This is a genomic window from Flavobacterium sp. AK-301 (genome assembly GCF_058310215.1).
This window is the reverse complement of record NZ_JBZEES010000004.1, coordinates 205,633-231,992: the sequence shown is the minus strand read 5'-3', so window position 1 is coordinate 231,992 and position 26,360 is coordinate 205,633. Positions and strand designations below refer to the sequence as shown.

At 32.7% G+C, this 26,360-nt stretch carries 21 protein-coding genes and 4 tRNA genes; 22 read left to right on the top strand and 3 right to left on the bottom strand.

All coding sequences use genetic code 11. The annotated features are described in order from the left end of the window. Window positions 1-41: 41 nt before the first annotated feature. Entirely contained in the window at window positions 42-1,745 is a 1,704-nt protein-coding gene (lysS, locus tag AC4FQX_RS08970; RefSeq protein ID WP_491167345.1) for a lysine--tRNA ligase, read from the bottom strand. 171 nt (window positions 1,746-1,916) lie between these two features. On the opposite strand from lysS, the gene AC4FQX_RS08965 reads away from it, so the two are divergent. Both AC4FQX_RS08965 and lipB read left to right on the top strand, forming a co-directional pair. Beyond that, window positions 1,917-2,078, top strand: a complete 162-nt coding sequence (locus AC4FQX_RS08965; RefSeq protein ID WP_491167344.1) for a YqaE/Pmp3 family membrane protein — start codon at window positions 1,917-1,919, stop codon at window positions 2,076-2,078. A 125-nt stretch (window positions 2,079-2,203) separates the two neighbouring features. Then, window positions 2,204-2,908: a lipoyl(octanoyl) transferase LipB gene (lipB, locus tag AC4FQX_RS08960; RefSeq protein WP_491167343.1), complete on the top strand. Its 705-nt coding sequence runs from the start codon at window positions 2,204-2,206 to the stop codon at window positions 2,906-2,908. A gap of 159 nt (window positions 2,909-3,067) precedes the next feature. Here lipB and rnhB read toward each other — a convergent pair whose 3' ends face one another. Beyond that, on the bottom strand, window positions 3,068-3,670 hold the full coding sequence (rnhB, locus tag AC4FQX_RS08955) for a ribonuclease HII (RefSeq protein ID WP_491167342.1): 603 nt from the start codon (window positions 3,668-3,670) through the stop codon (window positions 3,068-3,070). Between the two features lie 433 nt (window positions 3,671-4,103). Here rnhB and AC4FQX_RS08950 point away from each other — a divergent pair, with 433 nt between their 5' ends. From AC4FQX_RS08950 to AC4FQX_RS08925, 6 genes are all read left to right on the top strand, one after another. Then, on the top strand, window positions 4,104-7,166 hold the full coding sequence (locus tag AC4FQX_RS08950; RefSeq protein WP_491167341.1) for a SusC/RagA family TonB-linked outer membrane protein: 3,063 nt from the start codon (window positions 4,104-4,106) through the stop codon (window positions 7,164-7,166). Window positions 7,167-7,171: 5 nt separating this feature from the next. After that, window positions 7,172-8,566 carry a RagB/SusD family nutrient uptake outer membrane protein gene (locus AC4FQX_RS08945; RefSeq protein ID WP_491167340.1) on the top strand — a complete coding sequence of 465 codons (1,395 nt, stop codon included), beginning with the start codon at window positions 7,172-7,174 and terminating at the stop codon, window positions 8,564-8,566. A gap of 539 nt (window positions 8,567-9,105) precedes the next feature. Further along, window positions 9,106-12,066, top strand: a complete 2,961-nt coding sequence (locus tag AC4FQX_RS08940) for a SusC/RagA family TonB-linked outer membrane protein (RefSeq protein ID WP_491167339.1) — start codon at window positions 9,106-9,108, stop codon at window positions 12,064-12,066. An 11-nt stretch (window positions 12,067-12,077) separates the two neighbouring features. After that, entirely contained in the window at window positions 12,078-13,484 is a 1,407-nt protein-coding gene (locus tag AC4FQX_RS08935) for a RagB/SusD family nutrient uptake outer membrane protein (RefSeq protein WP_491167338.1), read from the top strand. A gap of 159 nt (window positions 13,485-13,643) precedes the next feature. After that, on the top strand, window positions 13,644-15,584 hold the full coding sequence (locus AC4FQX_RS08930; protein WP_491167383.1) for a putative porin: 1,941 nt from the start codon (window positions 13,644-13,646) through the stop codon (window positions 15,582-15,584). 71 nt (window positions 15,585-15,655) lie between these two features. Next, window positions 15,656-17,017, top strand: coding sequence for a pyridoxal-phosphate dependent enzyme (locus tag AC4FQX_RS08925; RefSeq protein ID WP_491167337.1), 1,362 nt, complete (start codon window positions 15,656-15,658; stop codon window positions 17,015-17,017). Window positions 17,018-17,095: 78 nt separating this feature from the next. Here AC4FQX_RS08925 and AC4FQX_RS08920 read toward each other — a convergent pair whose 3' ends face one another. Beyond that, entirely contained in the window at window positions 17,096-18,133 is a 1,038-nt protein-coding gene (locus tag AC4FQX_RS08920; RefSeq protein ID WP_491167336.1) for a cytochrome-c peroxidase, read from the bottom strand. A gap of 225 nt (window positions 18,134-18,358) precedes the next feature. Here AC4FQX_RS08920 and AC4FQX_RS08915 point away from each other — a divergent pair, with 225 nt between their 5' ends. From AC4FQX_RS08915 to nusG, 14 genes are all read left to right on the top strand, one after another. Further along, window positions 18,359-19,621, top strand: coding sequence for a DUF2851 family protein (locus AC4FQX_RS08915; protein ID WP_491167335.1), 1,263 nt, complete (start codon window positions 18,359-18,361; stop codon window positions 19,619-19,621). A gap of 81 nt (window positions 19,622-19,702) precedes the next feature. Then, complete coding sequence (locus tag AC4FQX_RS08910) at window positions 19,703-19,930, top strand: PspC domain-containing protein (protein WP_491167334.1); 228 nt, start codon at window positions 19,703-19,705, stop codon at window positions 19,928-19,930. Window positions 19,931-20,079: 149 nt separating this feature from the next. Then, window positions 20,080-20,958, top strand: a complete 879-nt coding sequence (locus AC4FQX_RS08905; protein WP_491167333.1) for a ComEA family DNA-binding protein — start codon at window positions 20,080-20,082, stop codon at window positions 20,956-20,958. A 16-nt stretch (window positions 20,959-20,974) separates the two neighbouring features. Then, the gene (locus AC4FQX_RS08900) at window positions 20,975-22,117 is read left to right on the top strand and encodes an acyl-CoA dehydrogenase family protein (RefSeq protein ID WP_491167332.1); all 1,143 of its coding nucleotides are present in this window, start codon (window positions 20,975-20,977) and stop codon (window positions 22,115-22,117) included. A gap of 175 nt (window positions 22,118-22,292) precedes the next feature. Beyond that, window positions 22,293-22,487, top strand: a complete 195-nt coding sequence (gene rpsU / locus AC4FQX_RS08895) for a 30S ribosomal protein S21 (protein WP_491167331.1) — start codon at window positions 22,293-22,295, stop codon at window positions 22,485-22,487. A 71-nt stretch (window positions 22,488-22,558) separates the two neighbouring features. Beyond that, the gene (locus AC4FQX_RS08890) at window positions 22,559-23,452 is read left to right on the top strand and encodes a tyrosine-type recombinase/integrase (RefSeq protein ID WP_491167330.1); all 894 of its coding nucleotides are present in this window, start codon (window positions 22,559-22,561) and stop codon (window positions 23,450-23,452) included. A gap of 33 nt (window positions 23,453-23,485) precedes the next feature. Continuing rightward, complete coding sequence (gene hpf, locus AC4FQX_RS08885) at window positions 23,486-23,788, top strand: ribosome hibernation-promoting factor, HPF/YfiA family (RefSeq protein ID WP_491167329.1); 303 nt, start codon at window positions 23,486-23,488, stop codon at window positions 23,786-23,788. Window positions 23,789-23,880: 92 nt separating this feature from the next. Further along, a tRNA-Thr gene (locus AC4FQX_RS08880) sits at window positions 23,881-23,954 on the top strand. Window positions 23,955-23,989: 35 nt separating this feature from the next. Continuing rightward, window positions 23,990-24,070: transfer RNA gene (locus AC4FQX_RS08875), tRNA-Tyr, on the top strand. A gap of 61 nt (window positions 24,071-24,131) precedes the next feature. Beyond that, window positions 24,132-24,203: transfer RNA gene (locus AC4FQX_RS08870), tRNA-Thr, on the top strand. Window positions 24,204-24,260: 57 nt separating this feature from the next. Beyond that, window positions 24,261-25,445: an elongation factor Tu gene (gene tuf / locus AC4FQX_RS08865; RefSeq protein ID WP_491167328.1), complete on the top strand. Its 1,185-nt coding sequence runs from the start codon at window positions 24,261-24,263 to the stop codon at window positions 25,443-25,445. A gap of 53 nt (window positions 25,446-25,498) precedes the next feature. Next, a tRNA-Trp gene (locus AC4FQX_RS08860) sits at window positions 25,499-25,569 on the top strand. A 16-nt stretch (window positions 25,570-25,585) separates the two neighbouring features. Beyond that, window positions 25,586-25,783 carry a preprotein translocase subunit SecE gene (secE, locus tag AC4FQX_RS08855; RefSeq protein ID WP_491167327.1) on the top strand — a complete coding sequence of 66 codons (198 nt, stop codon included), beginning with the start codon at window positions 25,586-25,588 and terminating at the stop codon, window positions 25,781-25,783. A gap of 10 nt (window positions 25,784-25,793) precedes the next feature. Next, window positions 25,794-26,345: a transcription termination/antitermination protein NusG gene (nusG, locus tag AC4FQX_RS08850; protein WP_491167326.1), complete on the top strand. Its 552-nt coding sequence runs from the start codon at window positions 25,794-25,796 to the stop codon at window positions 26,343-26,345. The last annotated feature ends 15 nt before the right edge of the window (window positions 26,346-26,360 follow it).

Sequence of the window (26,360 nt, the reverse complement as noted above, 5' to 3'; positions counted from 1 at the left end):
GAGGCTGTATTGATGTCTGTTCTTTTAGAATAATAGAATTATTACTCTTGTAATTCTACAATTTTGCTTTCGCCGTTTACAGCAACCTTTGTAAGTCCGTGTTGCGCAAGAGCTTTCATTGCTTTATCCCATTTTTTACCGCTTAATTCTGATTTTATTTTCAGAAGGTTCAGTTCCATAGCGTTATCATTTTTCTGTAAAAGCTCAATAATCGCTTTTTCTTCAGCTTCCAGTTCGATCTGTATCTGTTTTTTTTCAGGACGCATTTGCGGGAAGAATAAAACTTCCTGAATAGACTGATTATTCGTTAAGAACATAATCAGACGATCCATTCCGATACCCATTCCCGATGTAGGAGGCATACCATATTCTAAAGCACGAAGGAAATCATAATCAATAAATTCAGTTGCTTCATCATCACCTCGTTCTGCAAGTTGTAATTGCGCTTCAAAACGTTCTTTTTGATCAATTGGATCATTTAGTTCAGAATAAGCATTTGCTATTTCCTTACCGCAAACCATTAATTCAAAACGTTCCGTTAGATCCGGATTATCTCTGTGCTCTTTACATAAAGGGCTCATTTCTTTCGGATAATCCGTTATAAATGTTGGCTGAATGAAGTTTCCTTCACATTTCTCTCCAAAGATTTCATCAATAAGTTTTCCTTTACCCATCGTTTCATCTACTGAAATTCCCATAGAGCGGGCAGCATCAAATAATTCTTTTTCTGATTTTCCCGAAATATCAAAACCAGTAAACTGAATAATCGCATCTGTCATAGTAACACGGGCATAAGGAGCTTTAAAACTCACTTTGTGCTCTCCAAATACAACTTCACTCGTTCCGTTTACTGCAATAGCGCAATGTTCCAGTAAGTTTTCTGCAAACTCCATCATCCAGTTGTAGTCTTTATAAGCCACATAGATTTCCATTGCTGTAAATTCAGGATTATGCGTCCTGTCCATTCCCTCATTACGGAAGTTTTTAGAAAACTCATAAACACCATCAAAACCACCAACGATTAATCTTTTCAGATACAGTTCATTCGCAATTCTCATATATAAAGGAATATCCAGAGAATTATGATGCGTAATAAACGGACGTGCTGCGGCACCACCCGGGATAGGTTGTAATACAGGTGTTTCAACTTCAAAGTAACCGCTGTCATTGAAAAAATTACGCATTGCATTAAAAAGCTTTGTACGTTTTATAAAAACATCTTTTACCTGTGGGTTAACTACTAAGTCAACATAACGTTGACGATATCTTAATTCAGGATCTGTGAATCCGTCATGTACATTTCCGTCTGTATCGGTTTTAGGTAAAGGAAGAGGGCGTAATGTTTTACTTAATAGTGTAAAATCATTAACACGAACAGATCTTTCACCTACCTGCGTAGTGAATAATTCCCCGTCAATTCCGATAAAATCACCCAGATCGATCAGTTTTTTAAAAACTTCATTGTATTTCGTTTTATCTTCACCTGTGCAGATTTCATCACGGTTCAAGTAGATCTGGATACGACCTTCACTGTCCTGTAATTCTGCAAAAGAAGCTTTTCCTTGAATACGAGTAGACATTAAACGACCTGCAATAACAACCTTCTTACCTTCCTCAAAATTATCTTTAACCTGTTTCGAAGTGTGCGTTACAGGAAATAAATTTGCTGGATACGGATTGATGCCAAGTTCTCTCAACTTGCTCAATTTCTCTCTACGGATAATCTCTTGTTCTGAAAGTTGCATGTAATTGAAGTTTATTTTTAAAGGGAGCAAAGATAGTGAAAAAGTGTTTATTGAAGGAATCGTTTATCCGTTTTGTTATTTAGCGAAGTCGGTTTGAAAAATTTGTTTCTTATTCTGTAACAAATGCTTTAGTTTGTAGTCTAATGTTTAAATGGCTAAATCAAATATAAAATGGGTTTCTGGCGTGTACTTTTGTCTATTATATTCCCTCCTTTAGCAGTTCTGGATAAAGGATGCGGATCTATTATTATTGTAACGATTTTAACTGCCTGTGGCTGGATACCGGGTGTTATAGCAGCTCTGATTATTTTAAATAATCCAAAATACAATTAGTTTAATATTGTTTTTGGGAAATCAGAAAAGACTTTTTAAATTGTTTTTTTGATTTTTAATTATGAAGCAGAAAGGTTTTTTAGTTTGTATCTTTGTTAGACTAGAAATGATAGACGTATATTTAGATGAATAAAAAAATAATAGTACAGGATTTAGGTTTAAAAGATTATAAAGATACCTGGGATTATCAAGAACAGTTATTTAAAGAAATTTTAGATTTAAAAATAAAAAACAGAAGAGAAGAACTGGAGTTACCAACGCCTAATTATTTTCTTTATGTTGAACACCCTCATGTTTATACCTTAGGTAAAAGTGGAGATATAAGTAATTTACTGTTGAACGAACAACAATTGGTGTCCAAAGGAGCTGTTTTTTATAAGATCAACAGAGGAGGGGATATCACTTATCATGGTCCCGGGCAGATTGTTGGATATCCTATTTTAGATTTAGATAATTTTTTTACCGACATTCATAAATATCTTCGTTTTTTAGAAGAAGTGATGATTCTTACTTTAGCAGAATATGGACTGGAATCTACAAGAAGTGAAGGAGAAACAGGAGTCTGGTTGGGAGTAGGAACGCCATTTGCCAGAAAAATATGCGCTTTAGGTGTACGTGCCTCCCGTTGGGTAACCATGCATGGATTTGCATTAAATGTAAATTCCGATTTAGGTTATTTTGATAATATTATTCCTTGCGGTATCAGAGGAAAAGCAGTTACCTCATTAAATGTTGAATTAGGTGTTTCTTCAGTAGATGTAGAAGAAGTGAAACAGAAAATATTAAAACATTTTACCGCTTTATTTGAGTCTGAGATGATTTTGGAGTAATTCCAAAATCATCTTCAAATTACCTCATTACTTCATCTGTTCGCTCTTTCAGGCTTGGGTTTCAAATCAATATACAGAAAGATTGTAACTCTCTTTCTTCTTGTTTCTTTCTTCTAAGAAAATTTCCAAATCTTCAAATTATCTCATCTTCAAATTACCTTATAACAACTCCAATTTCAGTTGTTCCGGTAATAGTTTAAAAGATTTCCTATGGTATTTAGTAATACCATATTTTCTAATGGCTTCCCTATGTTCCATTGTAGGGTAGCCTTTGTTTTTTTTCCAGTTGTACATTGGAAATTCTTCATGGATTCTGTTCATGTATTCATCCCGATACGTTTTTGCCAGAATAGAGGCGGCAGCAATACTTAAATATTTACCGTCACCTTTTATGATACAACTATATGGAATATCAAGAACCGGTTTAAATCGGTTTCCGTCTACAATGATATAATTCGGTAAAGGAGAAAGTTTTTTTATACTTTCCTGCATGGCGAATATAGAAGCATTTAAGATATTGATATCATCAATGATTATAGGTTCGATATGCGTTACAGCAAATGAAATAGCGTTCTCTTCAATTATAGGTCGTAAGAGATCTCTTTTCTTTTCACTAATTTGTTTAGAATCATTTAGTAACTCATTAACATAACTTTCAGGTAATATGACCGCAGCTGCGGTAACAGGTCCGGCAAGACATCCTCTTCCCGCTTCGTCTGTTCCGGTTTCAATAGAGAATTCAGAGTGTTTATTTAGAAGCATTAGTTTATTTTTTTATGAAGAAATAATGTAAAGATAAAAATACTATAAGATATTTAACTCTTTTTGCGAAATTGTTTTTGTAAGCCCTTTTCTTGTGTTTAATTATGTATTTGTAGTTGTGAAATATGAATATTTGCTAATGATAAAAGGCTATGAGTCTTTTATTTCAAAAATAACCATCTTTTAATTAAGGGTATTTATGTTGTAAATGTTAATATAAGATAAAAAAAATTAACGATTTGTATTTTTATTTAATTCCTATTCCTAGTTATAAAGTTTATATATATGTAATGTGTTTTTAGACTTTTGTTTAAAATAAATATTTTTTTATCCTTATTTGGTGTTGTTTTTATAAAAAACTTAATTTTTTTCGGTTTGTTTGTTTAAGATTTTATTAAGATGTTTGTGATGACTAACTCAAATAAAATAAATAATGAGATCGAAGTTTAAATGGATTTTCGCGCTTTTATTAGCGTTTTCAATGCAGTTTTCGTTCGCACAAGAGAAAACTGTTTCAGGTGTGGTTACCGAAGGTGGATTTCCTCTGCCGGGAGTTAACGTTTTAGTAAAAGGTACCAGTAATGGCGTACAGACCGATTTTGATGGTAAGTATGCTATTAAAGCAAAAACAGGAGATATATTAGAGTTTACCTTTTTAGGTATGAAAACATCAACTGTTACTGTTGGAGCTTCTGCTTCTGTAAATGTTGTGATGAAAGAAGATGCAGAGGAATTAGCGGTTGTTAATATTGGTTATACTACTAAAGCAGTAGATCAGGTTACAGGTTCTTCTGTGCAGTTAAATGCAAAACAATTTGAAAATGTACCTGTTGTTAGTGTAGATCAGGCTATGCAGGGTAAGGTAGCAGGTTTACAGGTGTCTTCTTCATCCGGAACACCAGGAGCTGAACAAGATATTAGAATTCGTGGAGTAAGTTCTATAACTGCAGGTAATCAACCATTATATGTTATTGACGGTGTGCCGGTTATGAATGATGATATGGGGGGTAATAAAAATGCTGCTACCTCATTAAGTCCGTTAGCTTCTATTAATAGTAAGGATATTGCAACTATTACAGTGCTTAAAGATGCATCTGCTACAGCAGCTTATGGGGCAAGAGGGACAAATGGAGTTATTGTTATTACTACTAAAAAAGGGAAGCAAGGAAAGACTTCATTTAATTTTTCTTCTACTGTAGGTATTCAGAATGATGCTTATAATAAGAATAAACCACTAAGTGCAAAACATAAAGAAGAATTGCTTTTAGAGGCAGTTTATAATCAATTTGGTTCGACTAATGGTTTTGAAAGAGATGGAGCAAAGGAATTTCTTCTAAATCCCGCAAATGATTTATTAAAATATACTGGTGGGTATTCTACCTGGAATGGGAAAGAAGGAAATTGGGATAAATTATTAAGAAATAAAGATGCTGTGATGAAAGATTATTCTATATCAGCTGCTGGTGGAGATGAAAAATCTACTTTTTATGCGTCTTTAGGATATAATAAAACAGAAGCAACTGTTATAGGTGCTGATTTTGAGCGTATTAGTGGAGCGTTTAATTTTACCAGAAAATTGTCAGATAAAGTTGGTTTTACAACTTCTATGAATGTGTCTAATACGAATCAGAATCCTTTGTTAGAAGGAGGGTCGTATTTTGGAAATCCTTATTTAACACGTTATATGATGAGTCCGTTTTATCAGCCTTATAATGCTGATGGTTCGTATAATATAACAAATGTAGGTTCTTTGCATAATACATTATATACATTGAATCATGATATTACCAGAAATGAAATGACCCGAGCAATTTCTAATACAAAAGTAGATTGGGAATTGATGGAGAATTTAACTTTTTCTTCTCGTATAAGTTTGGATTTTTTAATGAATACTTATAAGGCATATAGAAATCGTTATCATGGAGATGGTAGAGCTTATAATGGTTATGCAGAAAATTCAATTAGAAGAAATTATAATTGGGTTTCTCAAAATTCATTAAGTTATAAATTTACATTAGATGAAAAACATAATTTTGATGCAACTGCTTTGTTTGAATATCAAAATAATCAGCAGAATTATTTATATGGATATGGAGAGAATTTTGCAACAGATGGATTAACGAATGTTAATTCTGCGGGAGCAGCATGGAATGCAAATTCTACTTTGGTGGATTGGTATAATGTATCTTACTTGGGTTTACTGTCTTATAATTTTGATAATAAATATGTTGTTGATGCGACTTTCAGACGTGAAGGGTCTTCTAAATTTGTAAAAAATAAAAGGTTTGGAAATTTTGGTTCAGTAGGTTTAGCGTGGAATATTCATCATGAAGAATTTATGTTAGATACGCCATTTAATGAGTTACGTTTGAGAGGATCTTACGGTGTTACCGGTAACTCGGCGATTGATCCTAATAAATATCAGTCACTTTTATCTTATGATCAGGCTTATGGAGAAGAGGGAGCGATTTATCCAAGTCAATTTGGTAATGATAAATTAACATGGGAAAAAGGAGAAACTTTTGATGTCGGATTGAGTTTTTCTATGTTTGACAGAAGGTTATCAGGTTCGTTTTCATATTTTAACAGAAGAACATATGATTTATTATTAGATGTTCCTTTATCACTTACTACAGGACTTGCTTCACAAATGCAGAATGCAGGTGAAATGAAAAATAATGGGCTTGAGTTAGAGTTGAGTTATGAAGTTATTAGAACGAATGATTTTGTATGGTCTGTTTCAGGTAATTTTGCAACGGTTAAAAATAAGGTTACAAAATTAGCGTTAGATGCTAATGGTAATGAAATAGATCCTTATGGTGGTTCATCTTATAGAACAGGAAAAGTAGGAAGACCTATAGCAAGTTGGTATATGCCTACTTGGGCGGGGGTAAATATAGAAACAGGGGCTCCTGAGTGGTATGTAAATGGAGAAGATGGAGAAAGAACATCAGATTATAATAAGGCAAAACGTGTAGATCAGGGAAGTAGTCCTCTGCCAAAATATTCAGGAGGATTTTCTACCCATGTAGAATATAAAGGTTTTTTTATGGATGCTAGTTTTTATTTTGCAGGAGGACATAAAATTTATGATAGATACGCTCAATTTTATTCAAGAACGTATAATTATTCTTTAGGAACTAATACAGGAGTTGAAACTTTAATGGATAGATGGCAACAACCGGGGGATGTGACTGATGTTCCTAAATTAAGTTTTGATAAAAATGATAATTTCCATTCAACTTCTTCCAGACATTTATATGATGGAGATTATATTCGTTTAAAAGATTTAACTTTTGGATATAACTTACCTTCTGATGTTGTTGAGTTAGTTGGTTTAGATGGAGTGACTTTTACAGTAAAAGGGACTAATCTTTATACTTGGGTAAAAGACGGTGGTTTAAAATTAGACCCTGAAGTTCGTGCAGATGGATTTACAGGTTTGTCAACCCCTCCGGTTAAGTCATTTACATTTGGAGTAAATATTAAATTTTAAAAAGTATGAAAAAAGTAATATATACAGTTTTAACCATAGTTTTTGTTAGTTTATGGTCATCTTGTTCTAAAGATGATTTAGAGCCTTCTTTAAATCAAGGTAAAGAAACAGATAAGATTGAGAATTTAGGAGATTTGTCTGGTCTTTTGATTGGAGCTCATGATAAACTATCTAAACCGCAGTATTATGGCAGAGATTATATTATCTATAATGAGGTGCGTAGTGATATTGCATATTCAACAGCAAGAAGTAATCGCTTTTTTTCTGTTGGTAATATGAAAATGATTACTACAGATGCTTATGCGGCTGATACTTGGGAAAGAATATATCAGGTGATAGCATCAACGAATTTGATTATTAATGTTGATTTAGCAAAAATAAGCGGTGATGTAGAAAAGATTAATCATGTTATAGGTCAGGCTTATACTTTAAGAGCCTTGGCACATTTTGATTTGTTAAAATTATACGGTCAACAAAACATAACAGGTATGGGAGGAGATAATGCATTGGGGATTCCTTATGTTACAACTTTTAGAGATCTGAATAATCTTTATCCTGCTAGAAATACAGTGGCTGAGGTAAAAGAAAAAGTATTAGCTGATTTAGATAAAGCTATTACTTTAATGAATGCAAAGTACGATGATGCCAAGAAGCAAAAGATATCTCTATATGCAGCACATGCTATAAAAGCAAGAGTGTGTTTGTATTTTGGTGATAAAGATAAAGCAGCAGCAGAAACAAAAATTATAATAGATTCTGGTAAATTTAGTATAGCAGAGCCAGATGTTTTTGTTTCAAATTTTGCTTCAATAACAAATAAAAACTCAATATTTGAGTTAGCTTTTAATGCGGCAGATAATAATAGCAGTAATAGTTTGGCTAATATATATAGAGGTAGTTATGGTGATATTGAGGTGATTGATGATTTCTTTTATAATGGTTATGAGCCTGCAGATGTAAGGCTTAAAATAATGACTAAGATAGTTGATAAAAAAACAGGAGAAGTTACAGCTCTTCGTAATACAGGTAAGTATCCTGTAACTGCATCTAATGTTCCTTTGATTCGTTATGAAGAGGTTGTTTTAATGTATGCGGAAGCATTGTTGGATTCAAATCCGACTGAAGCATTAACGTATCTTAATATGATTCCGGCAAAGCGTAATGCTTCTTCGTATACTGTAGCGACATTGGATAATGTTTTAGAAGAACGTAAAAAGGAATTAGCTTTTGAAGGGTTTCGTTTCGATGATTTAGCCAGAACAAAAAAAGATATTCCTAATGTTTCAAAGCAGCAGAAACATGAAAGCCCTAAATATGGTAGTTATAATTTTGCTTTCCCTATTCCTTATAAGGAAATTTCTCCAAATTCTAATCTGGTTCAGAATTTTGGTTATTTTTAGATAGCACATTAGCTCTAAAAAATAAAATTAATACCTAACAGCTCTCAATTTTTTAATTGAGAGCTGTTTTTTTTGTTTTATATTTAAATATCTACGTCTGTTAAATGTTAAACTTTTATGATTTCACTTTTTTATCAGTAAGATAAAACTTTCAAATAAAATAATTTATATTAAGTTAATAGTATTTTTTTAAAATACAAAGTTTAAATAAGTGTAATCTTAATTTTGTATTATTCTTCTTTTGTTTATATGGTTTTCTAGTTAATGGAAACCTAAAATATTCATTCTATCTCTCAAAAATAGGGCTTTATCTCATAATTTCAATGTGTGATTGGTATTTCTGTGTGTAAGTTTATGTTTATAAAAGTATTAAAAAATAGTTTATATTTAACCTCTTTAAGTCGTCTATTTATTACATTAAGTCTTTTTAATTTACATTAATTTTAATCATTATTTATTTTTATTGTTAATAAATAATGTTTTGTTAATTAATATATTCTTTGCAAGTTTGTTGAATAACTAACCCAAATGAATTAAATATGAGATCGAAGTTTAAATGGATTCTAACATTACTGTTAGCATTTTCAATGCAGTTTTCGTTCGCACAAGACAAAACTGTTACCGGTACAATTACAGAGGGAGGCTTACCTCTTCCTGGAGTTAATATTGTTGTAAAAGGAACAAACAAAGGAGTTCAGACCAATTTTGATGGTAAATACTCTATCAATGCCAAAGAAGGAGAAGTATTGGAATTCTCTTTTTTAGGGATGAAAACCAAAGCGGTTACTGTTGGTGCTTCTAATACCGTAAATATTGCAATGGAGGCAGATTCTCAGGCATTAAATGAGGTTGTTGTTGTTGCTTATGGTAAGCAGGACAAAGGTACAATGGTTCAGAGTGTGTCTACTGTAGGTCTTGACCAAATTAAAGATATACCGGCAGTATCACCACAAGAGTTGTTGCAAGGTCAGGCAGCCGGAGTTCAGGTAGTGGGATCTTCAGGAGTATTAGGCTCTGCTCCCGTAATTAAAATTAGAGGAGTTGCTTCTATTAGTGCAGGAGGATCACCGTTAATTGTTGTGGATGGAGTGCCTTTAAACGATAGAGATATGACGAATAATCAGGGGGGAAATATGGGGTTAAATCCTTTAGCCGATATTAATCCAGCCGATATTCAGTCTTTTTCTATTCTTAAAGATGCAGCTGCAACAGCAGTTTATGGATCAAGAGGTTCTAACGGTGTAATCTTAATTACAACTAAAACCGGTAGAAAAAATCAAAAAACAAATGTATCTGTAAATGTATCTACATCAATATCAGAAAAAACGGATGTTATGGATATTATGTCTGGAGATCAGTTTAGACAATATTTAATAGACAGAGGTAGTGCTCCAAGTACTTCTACAGATTCATATGACTGGGTTAAAGGAGTTACCAGAACAGGAATTTCTAAAGATGTAGATTTTGCAGTTTCCGGAGGAGAAGAAAAAACGACATTCTATTTAGGAGCAAACTTTAAAGATCAGGAAGGATTCATTAGAGGAAACGGTTTAAGAAAAAATGGTGCGAGATTAAACTTAACACATGCTGCGAAAGATTGGTTAAGAGTAGGTATGAATTTAGCCGTTTCAGAAACTAAGATTGACAGAGTTGGTGCTGAAAATAATACAAATGCTCCGATGACGACTGCTTATTTACAAAGTCCTGTAGTTTCACCTTATTTAGCAGATGGTAAATTTGCGACTTTAGGTTTACCAAATGTTATTGCTATTGAAGCATTGGATATTAATGATGCAAATACTTTTAGAGTATATGGAAATGTTTTTGCTGAAATAGATCTTTTTGACGGATTGTTTTATAAAACGGATTTTGGTATTGACAGAATTAATTTAGAGCAGTTTGAAAGATCGTTTGAGATTAATACACCGGGAGGATATGGTTATAATAATGTTGGGCAACAAAAGAAATATGTGTTTACCAATACATTGAATTATAATAAAAGATTTAAAGATATTCATGATGTTAATGCAATTGCAGGTATATCTTATGAACAAACAGATATCAGAAGTATAACAGTAGAAGCAACAGGATTTCTTTCAGATGATTTGATAAACGTTGTTTCTGGTTCTAATAAAACAATAACATCTAACACTACTTCCGGAAGCAGATTAGTAGGTTATTTTGGTAGAGCAGGTTATTCCTATGATAATAAATATTCTATTGAAGGATCTTTTAGAAGAGATGGTTCTTCAAGATTTGGTGCCAATAACCAGTTTGGTAATTTCTGGTCTGTAGGTGGTGCGTGGGTTGTTTCTAAAGAATCTTTTTTATCAGACAATAATTGGTTGTCTTATTTAAAATTAAAAGGAAATTATGGAACCTCAGGGAATGACAGAATAGGAGATTTTGCTGCTTTAGATAGTTTTTCCGGAGGAGTAGGAGGAAATTATAACGGAGGTTCTGGTTTGATTCAGGAAACAGCTCCTAATCCGGATTTAAAATGGGAAAGAAGTAAATCATATGATATAGGTGTTGAATTTGGCTTTTTTAATGACCGTGTAAAATTAAATGTCGATTATTATAATAAAAAGACAGATGATTTACTTTTAAATGTTCCAATAGAATCTGTTAACGGAGGACTTACGATATTAACTAAAAATGCCGGTAAAATGGTAAATAAAGGTTTTGATATTGATTTATCTACTGTAAACGTTAGAACAGAGAATTTCGAATGGACTTCATCTATCAATTTTGGAATTAATAAAAATGAAGTATTATCCTTACCGGGAGCTTCTGTTGATCCGGATGGAAGAAGATTTGTTTCAGGAGGTAGTTATCAGAGAGCTATTGAAGGACATTCTGTAAATACATTCTTTTTAATTCGTTACAAAGGAATTAATCCTCAAACAGGAAACGCAGAGTGGTTAGATAAAAACGGAAATACAACTACTACACCTACTTCTAATGACAGAGTAATCGTTGGTGATGCCAATCCTGATTTTACAGGAGGTTTTACAAATAACATTAGATGGAAGAATTTCGATTTGAATTTCTTAATCAACTTTAGTTACGGAAATGATATTTATGTAACAGGATTACAGTTTACAGACAGAATTGGAGGAGGTTTCAATAAACGAGTAGATATGTTAGATTACTGGAAACAACCGGGAGATAACGCTCATGCTCCATCAATGACAAGTACAACACGTAATACATTTCAACAAGCTTCAACGGCACAGTTAAAAGATGGTTCTTATGCCAGATTAAAAAATATAACATTAGGATATACACTTCCAAAACAAATGACAGACCAATTTGGCTTTGTGGACACCGTTCGGTTATATTTTACAGCTGTAAATCTTTATACTCTGAAAAAAAGTGAGTTGAAAGGAATTGATCCAGAGGTTAGTGACAGATCTACTAATTTAGGTCAGGGAGAAACATTTTTTTCTGCTCCACAGTCAAAAACATTCTTGATTGGAGCAAGATTAACATTTTAATACTTTAAAAAATGAAAAAATATAACATTTTAATAACTGGATTTCTTGTTGTTTCTGCTTTATTTTCTTGTCAGAATGATTTAGATTTAAGTCCGGATGATCTTTCTACATCAGAAGTAGTATTTTCAAATAAGGGACAGGCATTAGGCGCATTAACAGGAGTTTACAGTTTAGCACAAGATATTGATGCCTTTGGAGGATCTCCGCAATTAATGGGAGAATGGCAGTCAGATAACGTAGAGTTTAGTGGTTCATTTCCTACCTTTCAGGATGTTTACCAATATTCGACGAATGCAGGAAATACCTCTATACAAAACCTATGGAGATTTCATTATAAATTAATTGGAGGAGCAAATTTTGTAATTAAATATGTGCCAAATGTCCCTGAAACTTCAGCTGATAATCCATTTACACCAGAAGAGAGAGCAGATGCTATCGGACAGGCTAAATTTATGAGAGCTTTAGCGCACTTTAGTTTATCTACATTTTTTTCTCATCCTTATAATTTACAAAATGGAGCTAATCTAGCTGTTCCTATTGTTGCTGAACCATTTGATGGTCCTGTGAAATCATATCCCAGAGCTACTTTAGCAGAAGTTTATAATTTTATAGAACAGGATTTATTAGATGCTATAGCAACAATTACGAATACAGATACTGACAGAGCTACAGTTAAAGCCGCTAAGGCTTTGTTAGCAAGATTGTATTTATATAAAGGAGATAATGCAAAAGCGGCAGATTATGCAAATCAGGTAATAAATACTCCGGGTGTTGCATTAGCGGCAGATTATTCTTTTTATGATACAACAGGACCGGAATTGATTTTTATCATTGCAAATATAGCAGCTGATCCACAAAATGGGAATGAAGGTTTTTCAGGATTATTAAACGGAGTGGAATTTGGAGGACGTGGTGATGCACCGTTTTCGCAAAACCTTATTGATGATTTTAATTCTGAACCGGGAGATTTAAGGTTTGCTGCTTCAAGAATGGGGAATACTTTCAATGGAGATTCAAAATTATTTACAACTAAATTTCCAGATGGTATAACTAAAACAGATGATGTTCCGGTAATCAGAACTACAGAAATGTATTTAATCAGAGCTGAAGCAAACTTTAAAAATGGTTCTTCAGTAGGAGACACACCGTTAAATGATTTAAATGCTTTAAGACAAAGGGCAAATCTGGGACCTCTTGCTTCTGTTTCTTTAGCTGCTATTTTGAAAGAACGCAGAAAAGAATTATGTTTTGAAGGGCATAGAAGAATGGATCTTTTAAGAAATGGAGAGAATCTGAGAAGACCGGGAATGACAGAAATTCCAGAGTCTGCTCCAGGTCAGAATAAAACGATTTTTCCTATTCCGGCACGTGAGGTGGATTTATCAGGAGGAAATTTGACTCAGAATAATGGGTATTAATCCTAATAGGTAGAATAGTACGATTAACTTTTATTTGAGTAGTCATCATTAATAAGGTTGATTGTTTACTGAGCCTGTTCATTAATTTGAACAGGCTCTTTTTATGATTTTTATTACTTAAAAAAAATTATCTTTGCTCCAAATGGTATTCTGTTTATGATGAAGAAATTAATATTGACTTTTTTGTTCTTTTTTCCTGTCATTTTATTTGCACAGCAAGAACCAACCGAAAAAGGAAAGGCATCCAAAGAATTAAGCTTACGAGAGCAATCGGATAAAGCGAAGGCAAAAGTAAAGGCCGAGACTGCTCCTATAGATCAATACAGAATTATAACATTAGAAAGAGATACTACTTTTGTTGATACTTCACTAACCATTCAAAAAGATTATAAATTCAATTATCTACGTAAAGATAATTTTGGATTACTGCCTTTTGCGAATGAAGGGCAGACCTATAATACATTAGACTTTGGTTTAAGTGATTTTTCTCCTTATCCTGAGTTTGGATTTAAAGCCAAACATTTTAATTTTATGGAAGTAAAAGATATTAAATATTATTCTGTGGCTACTCCGATGACAGAATTATATTACAAGTCTGTGATGGAACAAGGACAGACATTAGATGCTTTTATAACATTAAATACTTCTAAAAGATTAAATTTATCAATAGCTTATAAAGGTCTGCGTTCCATAGGTAAGTATATAAACAGCCTTTCAAGCAGTGGAAATTTCAGGTTTATTACAAGCTACAGAACAGAGAATAACAGATATCGGATAAATGCACATTTCACAGCGCAGGATATTCTGAATGATGAGAATGGAGGGATAACCAATACCGGAGATTTTGAAGGAGCAGATGGGATTTATAAGGAAAGAGCAAGATTAGATGTTTATTTCAGAGATGCTTCCTCTTTATTAAAAGGAAACAGATATTTTGTGGATCATTCTTTTAGAATAAATCCTACAGAAGGAGAAAATAATCTGATTATAAACCATCAGTTCAATTATGAAAATAAAATATTTGAATTTGATCAGCCTACTTTAAGTACAAGATTTGGAGATTCCTATTTTACAGGTAATATTAAAGATAAAGTGAGGTATAACAAGATGTATAATAAAATTGGCGCTACCTATCATAATACAAGCTTGGGAGAAATACAGTTTTTTATAGATGATTTCAGATATAACTATTATTATAACAGAATGATTTTTTCTGATGAATCGGCAAATGCAGTTGTTCCTAATAATATGAACGATAAGATCAATAGTGTAGGAGGGCAGTATTTATACCTGAAAGAAAAATGGAATGGAAAAATATTTTATTCAAGATCACTTTCAGATCAGTCATTATCTAATTTTAAAGCATCTTTAAATTATAAGTTTGATGATAAGAATCAATTATTAGTGTTCTATGAGAATATTAATAAGCTACCGAACCATAATTATAATTTGTATCAGAGTGGTTATATTAATTATAACTGGTCTAATAATTTTAATAATGAAAAAATTAATAATATTGAAGCAGTAGCTACTACTCAATGGTTTTCAGCTTCATTTCAGGCATCGACTATGAAAGATTATTTGTATTTTAGTGATAATAGTTTAGATGAAAAAGTACTGTTAGTCACTCCTAAACAATATGATAAAACGATTAATTATTTGTCTTTGAAATTAAGTAAAGAATTTAAATTTGGAAAATGGGCATTAGATAATACAGTATTATATCAGAAAGTGGATCAGAGTGATAAAATTCTGAATGTGCCGGAAATTGTTACCCGCAATACATTATATTATACCGATTATTTTTTTAAGAAAGCTCTTTTCTTTCAGACAGGAGTAACATTTAATTATTTTACAAAGTATTATGCTAATAATTATAATCCTTTAATAGGAGAGTTTTATATACAGCAACAAAAAGAAATAGGGAATTTTCCTCTGATGGATGTTTTTATAAATATTAAGATCCGTCAGACCAGAATTTATCTCAAAGCAGAACATTTTAATTCAAGCTTTACAGGATATGACTATTATTCAGCTCCCAATTATCCATATCGTGATTTTATAATCCGATTTGGTTTAGTTTGGAATTTCTTTTCTTAAAATTAAGGAGTGAGTGTTTTTATTCTAACACCAACAACCAATAACTAACAACTTAACAGCCAATCACTAAAATGAAATACGCTAAAAATATACTAGAAACAATAGGAGACACTCCATTAGTACAATTAAATAAAACTATTGAAGATATTCAGGCATTAGTTTTAGCAAAAGTCGAAACCTTTAATCCTGGTAATTCTGTAAAAGACAGGATGGCAGTTAAAATGATTGAAGATGCAGAGGCAAATGGAAATTTAAAACCGGGAGGAACTATTATAGAAGGTACATCCGGAAATACCGGAATGGGATTGGCTCTGGCAGCAATTGTGAAAGGATATAAACTGATTTGTGTGATTTCAGACAAGCAGTCAAAAGAAAAAATGGATATTCTTCGTGCAGTAGGAGCAAGAGTTGTTGTTTGCCCTACAGATGTGGAGCCAACAGATCCAAGATCTTATTATTCTGTTTCTAAAAGATTAGCAGAAGAGACTCCAAATGCATGGTATGTAAACCAATATGATAATCCATCAAATACAATTGCACATTATGAACAGACAGGACCGGAGATATGGAAACAAACAGCAGGTAAAATAACTCATTTTATTTCAGGAGTAGGAACAGGAGGGACTATTTCAGGAGTAGGGAAGTACTTAAAAGAACAAAATCCTGATATTAAGATATGGGGAATAGATACTTATGGGTCAGTTTTTAAAAAATATCATGAAACCGGTATATTTGATGAGAATGAGATCTACTCTTATATAACAGAAGGTATCGGAGAAGATATTCTTCCTAAAAATGTTGATTTTTCATTAATTGATGGGTTCACTAAGGTAACAGATAAAGACGCTGCGGTTTATACCCGTAAATTGGCTCTTGAAGAAGGTATCTTTGTTGGTAACTCAGCCGGAGCAGCAATTAAAGGATTGTTGCAGTTAAAAGAACATTTTAAACCAGAAGATGTTGTTGTTGTACTTTTTCACGATAGTGGAAGCCGTTATGTAGGTAAGATGTTTAATGATGACTGGATGCGTGAAAGAGGGTTTCTGGATGAAGATATTACCAAGGCAGAAGATGTAATTAAAGATCATCTGGATAAACCATTAGTTATAGTGCGTACAGAAGAGCTGGTTTCTCATGCGATTGAGCGTATGCGTAAATATAAGATATCACAAATTCCGGTAATTGATACTACAGGTTTTGTAGGCTCAGTAGACGAAACAGATTTATTTCGCAGTTATGTAGAAGATAAAGATATTGCAGAAAAACCGATCAAAGAAATTATGGGAGCTGCATATCCAATGGTTAAAGTAAATACACCTATTGAAGAAGTTTCTAAGCTGATTAATAAAGATAATCAAGCTGTTTTAGTTGATCTGGGAAATAATAAATATCATATCATTACAAAGCATGATATTATTAGCTCAATAAAGTAAACTTTCAATCGGTTACATAAATAACAAAGCCGTATTATATATTTCTTATAATACGGCTTTGTTATTTATGAATTAGTTTTAGTTAGAAGCTAAAAAAGGAGATTGTTTATGCTCATCAGGAATATCAGCAGATAAAGTTTTCAGGAAAGCAGCTATATCGCTAATCTGTTCAGGAGTCAGATCAATATTAGTTTGTGCTTTACCCATAATTTTGATAACTTCTTCCAGCGATTTAACAGAGCCGTCATGCAGATAAGGCGCAGTATTCGCTACATTCCTAAGGCCTGGAACCTTAAAGATGAATTTATCTCCTTCCTTTTTAGTAAGATCATATAAACCATTATCAATTGTTTCGCAGTTGGTTAATAACCAATAGTCTTTATATACTCCAAATTTTTGCATGATATGTCCTCCAACAGCGATTCCATTATGACACGTAATACATCCTGTTTCCATAAATGTAGTAAGACCTCTTTTTTCCTGATCATTAAAAACAGTTTCATCTCCATCCAGATACTTATCAAAACGAGTCTCCGGATTTAGTTTTCTTTCAAATGCACCTATTGCTTTTGTAATGTTTTTATATGTTATAGGATCTTCAGTATTTGGGTATACTTTTTTAAACCATTCCTGGTATAATTCTACACTTTTTAATTTGTTAACCAGATACTCTTCACTAGGGATATTGTGTTCAACAGGATTTAGAATAGGTCCTCCTGCCTGTTCCTCAACATCTTTTGCTCGCCCGTCCCAGAATTGCATTCCGTGTAGAGAAGCATGAATTACGGTAGGAGAGTTTCTGGCGCCAAAAATACCATTGTCTCCAGGAGAAGTTGGTAGATTATCTACACCATAAGTATCTAAATTGTGACATGAATTACAACTAATATTTCCTTTTTTAGATAAACGCGTATCAAAATAAAGTATTTGTCCAAGAGCTGCTTCATCAGGGTTTATAGCTTCATAAGGTTTTGACGATAATGATTTGAAATAATTAGATGCTTTTTCCAGTAATTCTGATTTTGGAGTAATGGCTTTTTTATTGAAAGTGGTATCCTTCTCCTTTTTACAGGAAATAAAAACGGATAGTAAGCTTAAAATTAGAAGTTGTTTCATGCTTTTTAAATTATATATTATTTTAATTATTGGACTTAAATTTTTCCAGAATAGGTCTCTAAATAAAGATCTGGTTAAATCTAGTTAATCTTAGTGTAATAAAAAATGATATTTATCATGTGTTATTGAAATGTATATGTAATATTTTTCTTTTTATTTATAGTTTATATATATGATATTTGGTTTTGATTTAATTATATTGCAATCTGTTAACTTTTTTGGAATATGAGAGAAGATTTTTTACATTATATATGGAAGTTTAAGAAGTTTGAAATAACTGATTTGTGTACTGTTCAGGGAGATACAATTATTCTCTTAGATTCAGGGCAATATCTTCAGAAATCGGGTCCTGATTTTTTTAATGCTAAAGTGGTTATTGAGGATCAGAAGTGGGCAGGTAATGTAGAGATTCATTCTAAATCTTCAGATTGGTATGCTCATCACCATGAAACAGATAAGGCTTATGAAAATGTGATTTTGCATGTTGTCTGGCAACATGATATGGCTGTTTTTAGAAAAGACAATTCAGAAATTCCCGTATTGGAGCTTAGTGAATATGTGTCTAAAGAAATAGTAGAAAATTATCAACAGCTGATGACTTCTAAAACTTGGATAAATTGTGAGAAAGATCTAGTAGATATAGATTCTTTTATTTTAAAAAAGTGGCAAGAACAATTGTTTTTTGAACGATTGGAGCGAAAATCGATTCCGATTCAGGAGCTAAAAGAAGAAACAGTAAATGACTGGGAAGCAGTTTTGTTTTATAGTCTGGCAAAAAATTTCGGTCTAAATATCAATGGAGAGTTATTCTTAAAAATGGCAAGATCTATTCCTTTTTCAATTGTTAAAAAAGAAAATGAATTTGAAAATTTAGAAGCTGTATTTTTTGGAAGATTAGGTCTTTTAGATTTTGAAAAAGAAGATGTTTATTTTCAGGATCTTAAGAAACGATGGTTTTTTATTCGTGATAAATATAATTTAGAAGAAGTACATATAGATTCCGTTCAGTTTTTTCAACACAGACCAAGTAATTTTCCAACGATCAGACTTTCACAATTGAGTCAGCTATATAGTAAGCATAAAAATCTGTTTTCTAAAATTATTAAGAGTCGTTCTTTAAAACAAATATATGATCTTTTTGATGTTTCCGTTTCAGATTATTGGAAAACACATTATCAATTCGATAAAGAAAGTAAGAGAAGTAGAAAGTCTCTGTCAGGCTCTTTTATAGATTTAATTGTGATAAATACGATCATTCCTCTGAAGTTTGCCTATAATGAAAGTTTAGAAACAGAAGATTCAGATGCTCTTATTGATATGCTCGTTGAAGTGCCAGCAGAAAAAAATACAATTATCGATAAATTTAAATTCTATGGAATAAAGGCTGAAAATGCTTTTGATACTCAGGCATTGTTACAATTAAAGAATGAATATTGTAATATGAATCGTTGCCTGGAATGTACTATAGGTGCTTCTTTGTTGAAATAATAGATGATGGTGTCTGTTGTTGTTATTAAATTAGGATATTAATAGATTTTACTTAAATTTACTTTTTTAAATATTTTGAAAATGTCTTTTATTATTCGTTTGCGTTATTTTTTTGAAAAAAACGGTTTTCAGGTTTCATCCAGATTAGCAGATAAATTAGGTATGCGTGCCAGTAGTGTAAGGCTCTTTTTTATTTATATATCATTTGTTACCGTAGGATTATGGTTTGGTGTCTATTTAACATTGGCTTTTTGGATAAAGTTAAAAGATATGTTTTATGCAAAACGCAGTTCTGTTTTTGATTTATAGTGTAGGAATAATTGAAGTGAACTATTGAAATTAAATACATATTTAGATTTGGAAAATACATAAAAGTATTGAAGCAATGTGTGTTGATTATTCTGTGAAATCTGATTATCCGGTGTTTGAAGATCTAATAATCCAATAATCTAACTCATATGGCTCTCGAAACATTTAAATCTCATTTTAAATTTACATCACAACAACGAAGTAGTGTTTTCTTGTTTTTAATAATAATTGTTATTATTCAGATTGTTTACTTTTTTGTTGATTTTACAGAAATAGAATCCGATACTTTAGAAAAAAATGAGTGGCTTTCTTTGCAGAAAGAAGTAGATTCTCTCAAATTAGCTAAAGAGGAAAAAGACTCAGAGATACATACTTTCAATCCTAATTTCATTACAGATTTTAAAGGGTACAGATTAGGAATGACCGTGTCTGAAATTGATCGTCTTTTAGCGTTTCGAAAAAAGGATAAATATATCAATTCTGCCAAAGAATTCCAGCAGATAACACAGGCTTCAGATTCTCTTTTAGAAGTATTGTCTCCTCAGTTTAAATTTCCGGACTGGGTAAATAAAAAAGAAAATAAAAAGTATAATTCTTCCTTTTCTGAAGTAAAAAAAGAAAAGCAGATAGAAATTATAGATATTAATAAAGCTACTCAGGAAGATTTGATTAAAGTGCATGGTATTGGATTTGCTTTGTCAGAGAGAATACTAAAACAGAGAGAGCTTTTAGGTTTTTTTGTAGATATGGGGCAGATGAGGGAAATTTGGGGATTATCATCAGAGGTTATTAATAATTTAAATAAATATTTTAATATTATAGAAGAGCCGATTATAAAGAAAATAAATATTAATAACGCATCTATAAAAGAATTATCAAAATTCCCGTATTTCAAATATGCTTTAGCAAAAGAGATTGTTACCTATCGAAGCATGAATAATAGAATATCGAGCGTTGATGATTTAATAAAAATTAGCGGATTTCCTGTTGATAAAATAAAAATTATTGCCTTATATTTGGAATTGTAAAAAAACCACTAGTAAAATGAACTTTAATTATAATGAATCGCAATTGCTGATTGCTCAGTCCATAAGAGATTTTGCAGAAAAAAATATCAGACCCTATATTATGGAGTGGGATGAAGCTCAGATTTTCCCGGTAGAATTGTTTAAAAAATTAGGAGAAATGGGGTTTATGGGAGTGCTGGTTCCTGAAGAATTAGGAGGATCAGGATTAGGGTATCATGAATATATTACTATTATTGAAGAGATTTCAAAAGTTGATCCATCTATAGGATTGTCTGTTGCAGCGCATAACTCCCTTTGTACAAATCATATTCTGACCTTTGGAAACGAGGAACAGAAGAAAAGATGGATACCAAAATTAGCAACAGCAGAATGGATTGGTGCCTGGGGATTAACAGAACATAATACCGGTTCAGATGCTGGGGGAATGAATACCGTTGCTGTAAAAGAAGGAGATCACTGGGTTATTAATGGAGCTAAAAATTTTATTACCCATGCCAAGTCAGGAAATGTAGCAGTAGTTATTGTACGTACCGGAGAAAAAGGAGATTCACGAGGAATGACCGCTTTTGTTATTGAACACGGAACACCAGGGTTTTCAAGTGGTAAAAAGGAGAATAAATTAGGAATGCGTGCCAGTGAAACAGCAGAATTGATTTTTGATAATTGCCGTATTCCGGATGCAAACCGATTGGGTAAAGTTGGCGAAGGTTTTATTCAGGCTATGAAAGTTCTTGATGGAGGGAGGATTTCGATTGGAGCACTTTCGTTAGGGATTGCAAAAGGAGCCTATGAAGCAGCATTGAAATATTCAAAAGAAAGATATCAGTTTGGGCAACCGATAAGTAACTTTCAGGGGATATCCTTTAAATTAGCAGATATGGCAACAGAGATTGAAGCTTCAGAGCTGTTGCTTCATAAAGCAGCTTTTCTTAAAAACAATAATAAACCCGTAACAACACTTGGTGCTATGGCAAAAATGTATTCTTCCGAGGTATGTGTAAAAGTAGCTACAGAAGCAATACAGATTCATGGAGGATATGGTTATACGAAAGATTATCCCGTAGAGAAGTTCTATAGGGATTCTAAGCTTTGTACGATAGGAGAAGGTACAACAGAAATTCAGAAAGTGGTTATTTCCAGGAATTTATTGAAAGACTGATTTTCTGCAATAGAAAAACGAAGGTTTTATAGCGTTTTTTTGTAGACTGTTTTTTAGAGAATAGTTTGTAGGATAAGAGAATTATTTTTATCATAAAAATAATTCAAAACTTATAATTCATAATTCAAAATAATAGTTTACTTTTGCATCCGTAAACGAGAGGAGGTGTTATATTATGTTGATTATACCAATTAAAGACGGAGAAAATATAGATAGAGCGTTAAAACGCTATAAGAGAAAATTTGACAAAACCGGAGTTGTTAGACAACTTAGAGCTCGTCAACAATTCACGAAACCTTCTGTATTGAATAGAGTGAAAATTCAAAAAGCAGCTTATATTCAAAATATGAAAGATAATCTAGAAAATTAGGAAATAATTTTCTAAAAATATAAACCGTTAGTCTGTAAAGTTTAATAACTTTGTATGCTAGCGGTTTTTTTATGGATGATATTAAGAGATCTTTTCATGTTTATTTAGAGATGGAGAAAAATTATTCTCCTCTCACGCTTAATGCCTATCTGAAAGATATTATTTCTTTCGAATCTTTTCTTTTTTTACGTTATGATCAGGCTGATTTGGTATCGGTTAATTATAATCAGATCAGAAGCTGGATTGTAGATTTGATAGATTGTGGAATCTCGAATACTTCAGTTAACAGAAAGATAGCTTCTCTGAAAGCTTTCTATAAGTTTTTGCTTAAAATAAAACAAATAAAGGTAAGCCCTTTATCAAAACATAAGTCTTTAAAAACACCTAAAAAAATACAAACTCCTTTTTCAGAATCCGAGCTTTCAGAAGTTTTGCTTCCGGAAAATTTCCCCGATACCTTTGAAGGAATTAGAGATAAACTGATTATAGATCTTTTTTATGCTACAGGCATACGGAGAGCAGAGTTGATTAATCTGAAAATGTATAATGTTAATTTTGAAACTAATACATTAAAAGTAGTCGGGAAACGGAATAAAGAAAGAATTCTGCCGGTTTTACCTGTTGTTGTAGTGCAGTTTCAGATTTATTTATCAGAGAGGTCCGGTTTGAGTAAAATTACAGATAAAGATTATTTTTTCCTGACTTCAAAAGGGAATAAATTGTATGATTCCTTTGTTTATAGATTAATAAATGCTTACTTTAGTAGGGTCTCAGAGAAGGTAAAAAAGAGTCCGCACATATTAAGACATACGTTTGCGACTCATATGCTGAATAATGGGGCGGATTTAAATTCTGTAAAAGAATTGTTGGGTCATTCAAGTTTGGCTTCTACGCAGGTCTATACACACAGTAGTCTTTCGGAACTTAAAAAAGTTTATGGAGAAGCCCATCCGAGGAATAAATGATGATTCTAGTGTTTAACTATAAAAGATTTGATTATGAAAGTAAATGTTCAGGCGGTTAACTTTAATGTTGATGCAAAATTGGTAGAGTTTATTCAGGAGAAAATGGATAAATTAGATAAGTTTTATGATAGAGTAATTTCCGCAGATGTTTTTTTGAAAGTAGAGAACACCAGCGATAAAGAAAATAAGATAGTTGAAATTAAAATTCATGTTCCTGGAGATGAGTTTGTAGTTAAGAAACAATGTAAAAAATTTGAAGAAGGAATGGATCTGGCTTCAGCTTCTTTAGAGAGAACTTTACTTAAAAGAAAAGAAAAAATAAGAACGCATATATAATGTTGATTTTTTATCGAAAAAAGTTTTGATTAAAAAAATAAATCTAATACATTTGCAGTCCGTTAGAAATAGCGGACTTTTTTTATTGATATGCCGATGTAGCTCAGTTGGCTAGAGCAGCTGATTTGTAATCAGCAGGTCGTGGGTTCGAGTCCCTCTATCGGCTCAGTTCTTTTTAAGATTGATAATAAATATGGTTTAGGGGAGATACTCAAGCGGCCAACGAGGGCAGACTGTAAATCTGCTGGGTAACCTTCGCAGGTTCGAATCCTGCTCTCCCCACGAAATAAAGTTTAATAAGGTTCAGGTTTCAGAACATTAAACCTTAAACAAAAATTTCTTTGCCGGTGTAGCTCAGGGGTAGAGTGCTTCCTTGGTAAGGAAGAGGTCACGGGTTCAATTCCCGTCATTGGCTCAAAGTAAAGTAAGAATTTGAACACTAATATATAACTAAGATTAAAAATTAAGTAAAATGGCAAAGGAGAATTTTAACCGTTCCAAACCGCACTTAAATATAGGTACAATTGGACACGTAGATCACGGAAAAACTACTTTAACAGCTGCTATTACGAAAGTATTATCAGATGCTGGTTACTGTCAGGCAAGAAGCTTTGATACAATTGATAACGCTCCAGAGGAGAAAGAAAGAGGTATTACTATTAATACATCTCACGTAGAGTATGAAACTGCTAACCGTCACTACGCTCACGTTGACTGTCCAGGTCACGCGGATTACGTAAAAAACATGGTTACTGGAGCTGCTCAAATGGATGGAGCTATTCTAGTTGTTGCTTCTACAGATGGTCCGATGCCACAAACTCGTGAACACATCCTTTTAGGACGTCAGGTAGGTATTCCAAGAATCGTTGTATTCATGAACAAAGTGGATATGGTAGATGATGCTGAGTTATTAGAGCTTGTTGAAATGGAAATTAGAGACCTATTAAGTTTCTATGAGTATGATGGAGATAATGGTCCAGTAGTTCAAGGGTCTGCTCTTGGTGCTTTAAATGGAGAGCAAAAATGGGTTGATACCGTATTGAAATTAATGGAAGAAGTTGATGCATGGATTGAAGAGCCAGTGCGTGATGTTGCAAAACCTTTCTTGATGCCGGTTGAAGATGTATTCTCAATTACTGGTCGTGGAACTGTTGCTACAGGACGTATCGAAACAGGTGTTGCTAATACAGGAGATGCTGTTGAAATCATTGGTATGGGAGCTGAAAAATTAACATCTACTATTACAGGTGTTGAGATGTTCCGTAAAATCCTTGATAGAGGTGAAGCTGGAGATAACGTAGGTATCCTTTTAAGAGGTATTCAAAAAGAAGATATCAAAAGAGGTATGGTTATCTGTAAACCAGGTTCAGTTAAACCACACGATAAGTTCAAAGCTGAGGTTTATATCTTGAAAAAAGAAGAAGGTGGACGTCATACACCATTCCATAATAATTATCGTCCACAGTTCTACGTACGTACAACTGACGTAACAGGTATTATTTCTTTACCAGCTGGTGTAGAAATGGTTATGCCTGGAGATAACTTAACTATTGACGTTGCTTTATTAAGCCCAATTGCATTAAACGTAGGTTTACGTTTTGCTATCCGTGAAGGTGGTAGAACAGTTGGTGCTGGTCAGGTTACTGAAATTTTATAGGAAACATAATAAATTTGAAAGCCAGTAAAGGTTTTACTTTACTGGCTTTTTATACGGGCGTAGTTCAAGGGTAGAATAGCGGTCTCCAAAACCGTTGATGGGGGTTCGAATCCCTCCGCCCGTGCAAAAACAAAATCATAATGACAAAAGTTATCAATTACATAACAGAGGCATTCGGGGAATTAAAGTCAAATGTTACCTGGCCGGAATGGGCAGAAGTACAACGTTTAACTATTGTTGTTGCCGTTTTCTCAATTCTATTCGCTTTGTCAACATGGGGAGTAGATGTTGTTTTCGCAAAGGTTTTAGGTGGATTCTTTAATTGGCTAAAAGCTTAATTTTTTTGTAATGACTGACAATAATGTGAAAAAGTGGTATGTTGTAAGAGCAGTAAGCGGACAAGAAAACAAAGTTAAAGCTTACATCGAAACAGAGATTAATAGACTTGGTATGTCTGATTATGTTTCTCAGGTTCTTGTGCCTACTGAAAAAGTAGTGCAGATTAAAGACGGGAAAAAAATTAGTAAAGAAAAAGTTTATTTTCCTGGTTATGTTATGATTGAAGCAAATCTTGCCGGTGAAATTCCTCACATTATCAAGTCTATAACTAGTGTTATCGGATTTTTGGGAGAAGTTAAAGGGGGAGATCCTGTACCTTTAAGACAATCAGAAGTAAATAGGATGTTAGGTAAAGTAGATGAGTTAGCGGTGAAAACTGATAATCTTTCTATTCCTTTCAATTTAGGTGAAACAGTGAAGGTTATTGATGGACCTTTCAATGGTTTTAATGGAACTGTTGAGAAAATCAATGAAGAAAAACGCAAACTTGAAGTAATGGTGAAAATTTTCGGAAGAAAAACACCTTTAGAATTGAGCTTTATGCAGGTTGAAAAAGTATAAGATTATATAAAATGT

Coding starts and splice junctions, on each gene's coding strand:
- AC4FQX_RS08965 (WP_491167344.1), top strand. CDS start 1,917: ATGGGTTTCTGGCGTGTACTTTTGTCTATTATATTCCCTCCTTTAGCA.
- rnhB (WP_491167342.1), bottom strand. CDS start 3,670: ATGCTTCTAAATAAACACTCTGAATTCTCTATTGAAACCGGAACAGAC.
- AC4FQX_RS08940 (WP_491167339.1), top strand. CDS start 9,106: ATGAGATCGAAGTTTAAATGGATTCTAACATTACTGTTAGCATTTTCA.
- nusG (WP_491167326.1), top strand. CDS start 25,794: ATGACTGACAATAATGTGAAAAAGTGGTATGTTGTAAGAGCAGTAAGC.
- AC4FQX_RS08925 (WP_491167337.1), top strand. CDS start 15,656: ATGAAATACGCTAAAAATATACTAGAAACAATAGGAGACACTCCATTA.
- AC4FQX_RS08945 (WP_491167340.1), top strand. CDS start 7,172: ATGAAAAAAGTAATATATACAGTTTTAACCATAGTTTTTGTTAGTTTA.
- secE (WP_491167327.1), top strand. CDS start 25,586: ATGACAAAAGTTATCAATTACATAACAGAGGCATTCGGGGAATTAAAG.
- hpf (WP_491167329.1), top strand. CDS start 23,486: ATGAAAGTAAATGTTCAGGCGGTTAACTTTAATGTTGATGCAAAATTG.
- AC4FQX_RS08910 (WP_491167334.1), top strand. CDS start 19,703: ATGTCTTTTATTATTCGTTTGCGTTATTTTTTTGAAAAAAACGGTTTT.
- AC4FQX_RS08930 (WP_491167383.1), top strand. CDS start 13,644: ATGAAGAAATTAATATTGACTTTTTTGTTCTTTTTTCCTGTCATTTTA.
- AC4FQX_RS08900 (WP_491167332.1), top strand. CDS start 20,975: ATGAACTTTAATTATAATGAATCGCAATTGCTGATTGCTCAGTCCATA.
- AC4FQX_RS08890 (WP_491167330.1), top strand. CDS start 22,559: ATGGATGATATTAAGAGATCTTTTCATGTTTATTTAGAGATGGAGAAA.
- AC4FQX_RS08920 (WP_491167336.1), bottom strand. CDS start 18,133: ATGAAACAACTTCTAATTTTAAGCTTACTATCCGTTTTTATTTCCTGT.
- lipB (WP_491167343.1), top strand. CDS start 2,204: ATGAATAAAAAAATAATAGTACAGGATTTAGGTTTAAAAGATTATAAA.
- AC4FQX_RS08935 (WP_491167338.1), top strand. CDS start 12,078: ATGAAAAAATATAACATTTTAATAACTGGATTTCTTGTTGTTTCTGCT.
- AC4FQX_RS08950 (WP_491167341.1), top strand. CDS start 4,104: ATGAGATCGAAGTTTAAATGGATTTTCGCGCTTTTATTAGCGTTTTCA.
- tuf (WP_491167328.1), top strand. CDS start 24,261: ATGGCAAAGGAGAATTTTAACCGTTCCAAACCGCACTTAAATATAGGT.
- rpsU (WP_491167331.1), top strand. CDS start 22,293: ATGTTGATTATACCAATTAAAGACGGAGAAAATATAGATAGAGCGTTA.
- lysS (WP_491167345.1), bottom strand. CDS start 1,745: ATGCAACTTTCAGAACAAGAGATTATCCGTAGAGAGAAATTGAGCAAG.
- AC4FQX_RS08915 (WP_491167335.1), top strand. CDS start 18,359: ATGAGAGAAGATTTTTTACATTATATATGGAAGTTTAAGAAGTTTGAA.
- AC4FQX_RS08905 (WP_491167333.1), top strand. CDS start 20,080: ATGGCTCTCGAAACATTTAAATCTCATTTTAAATTTACATCACAACAA.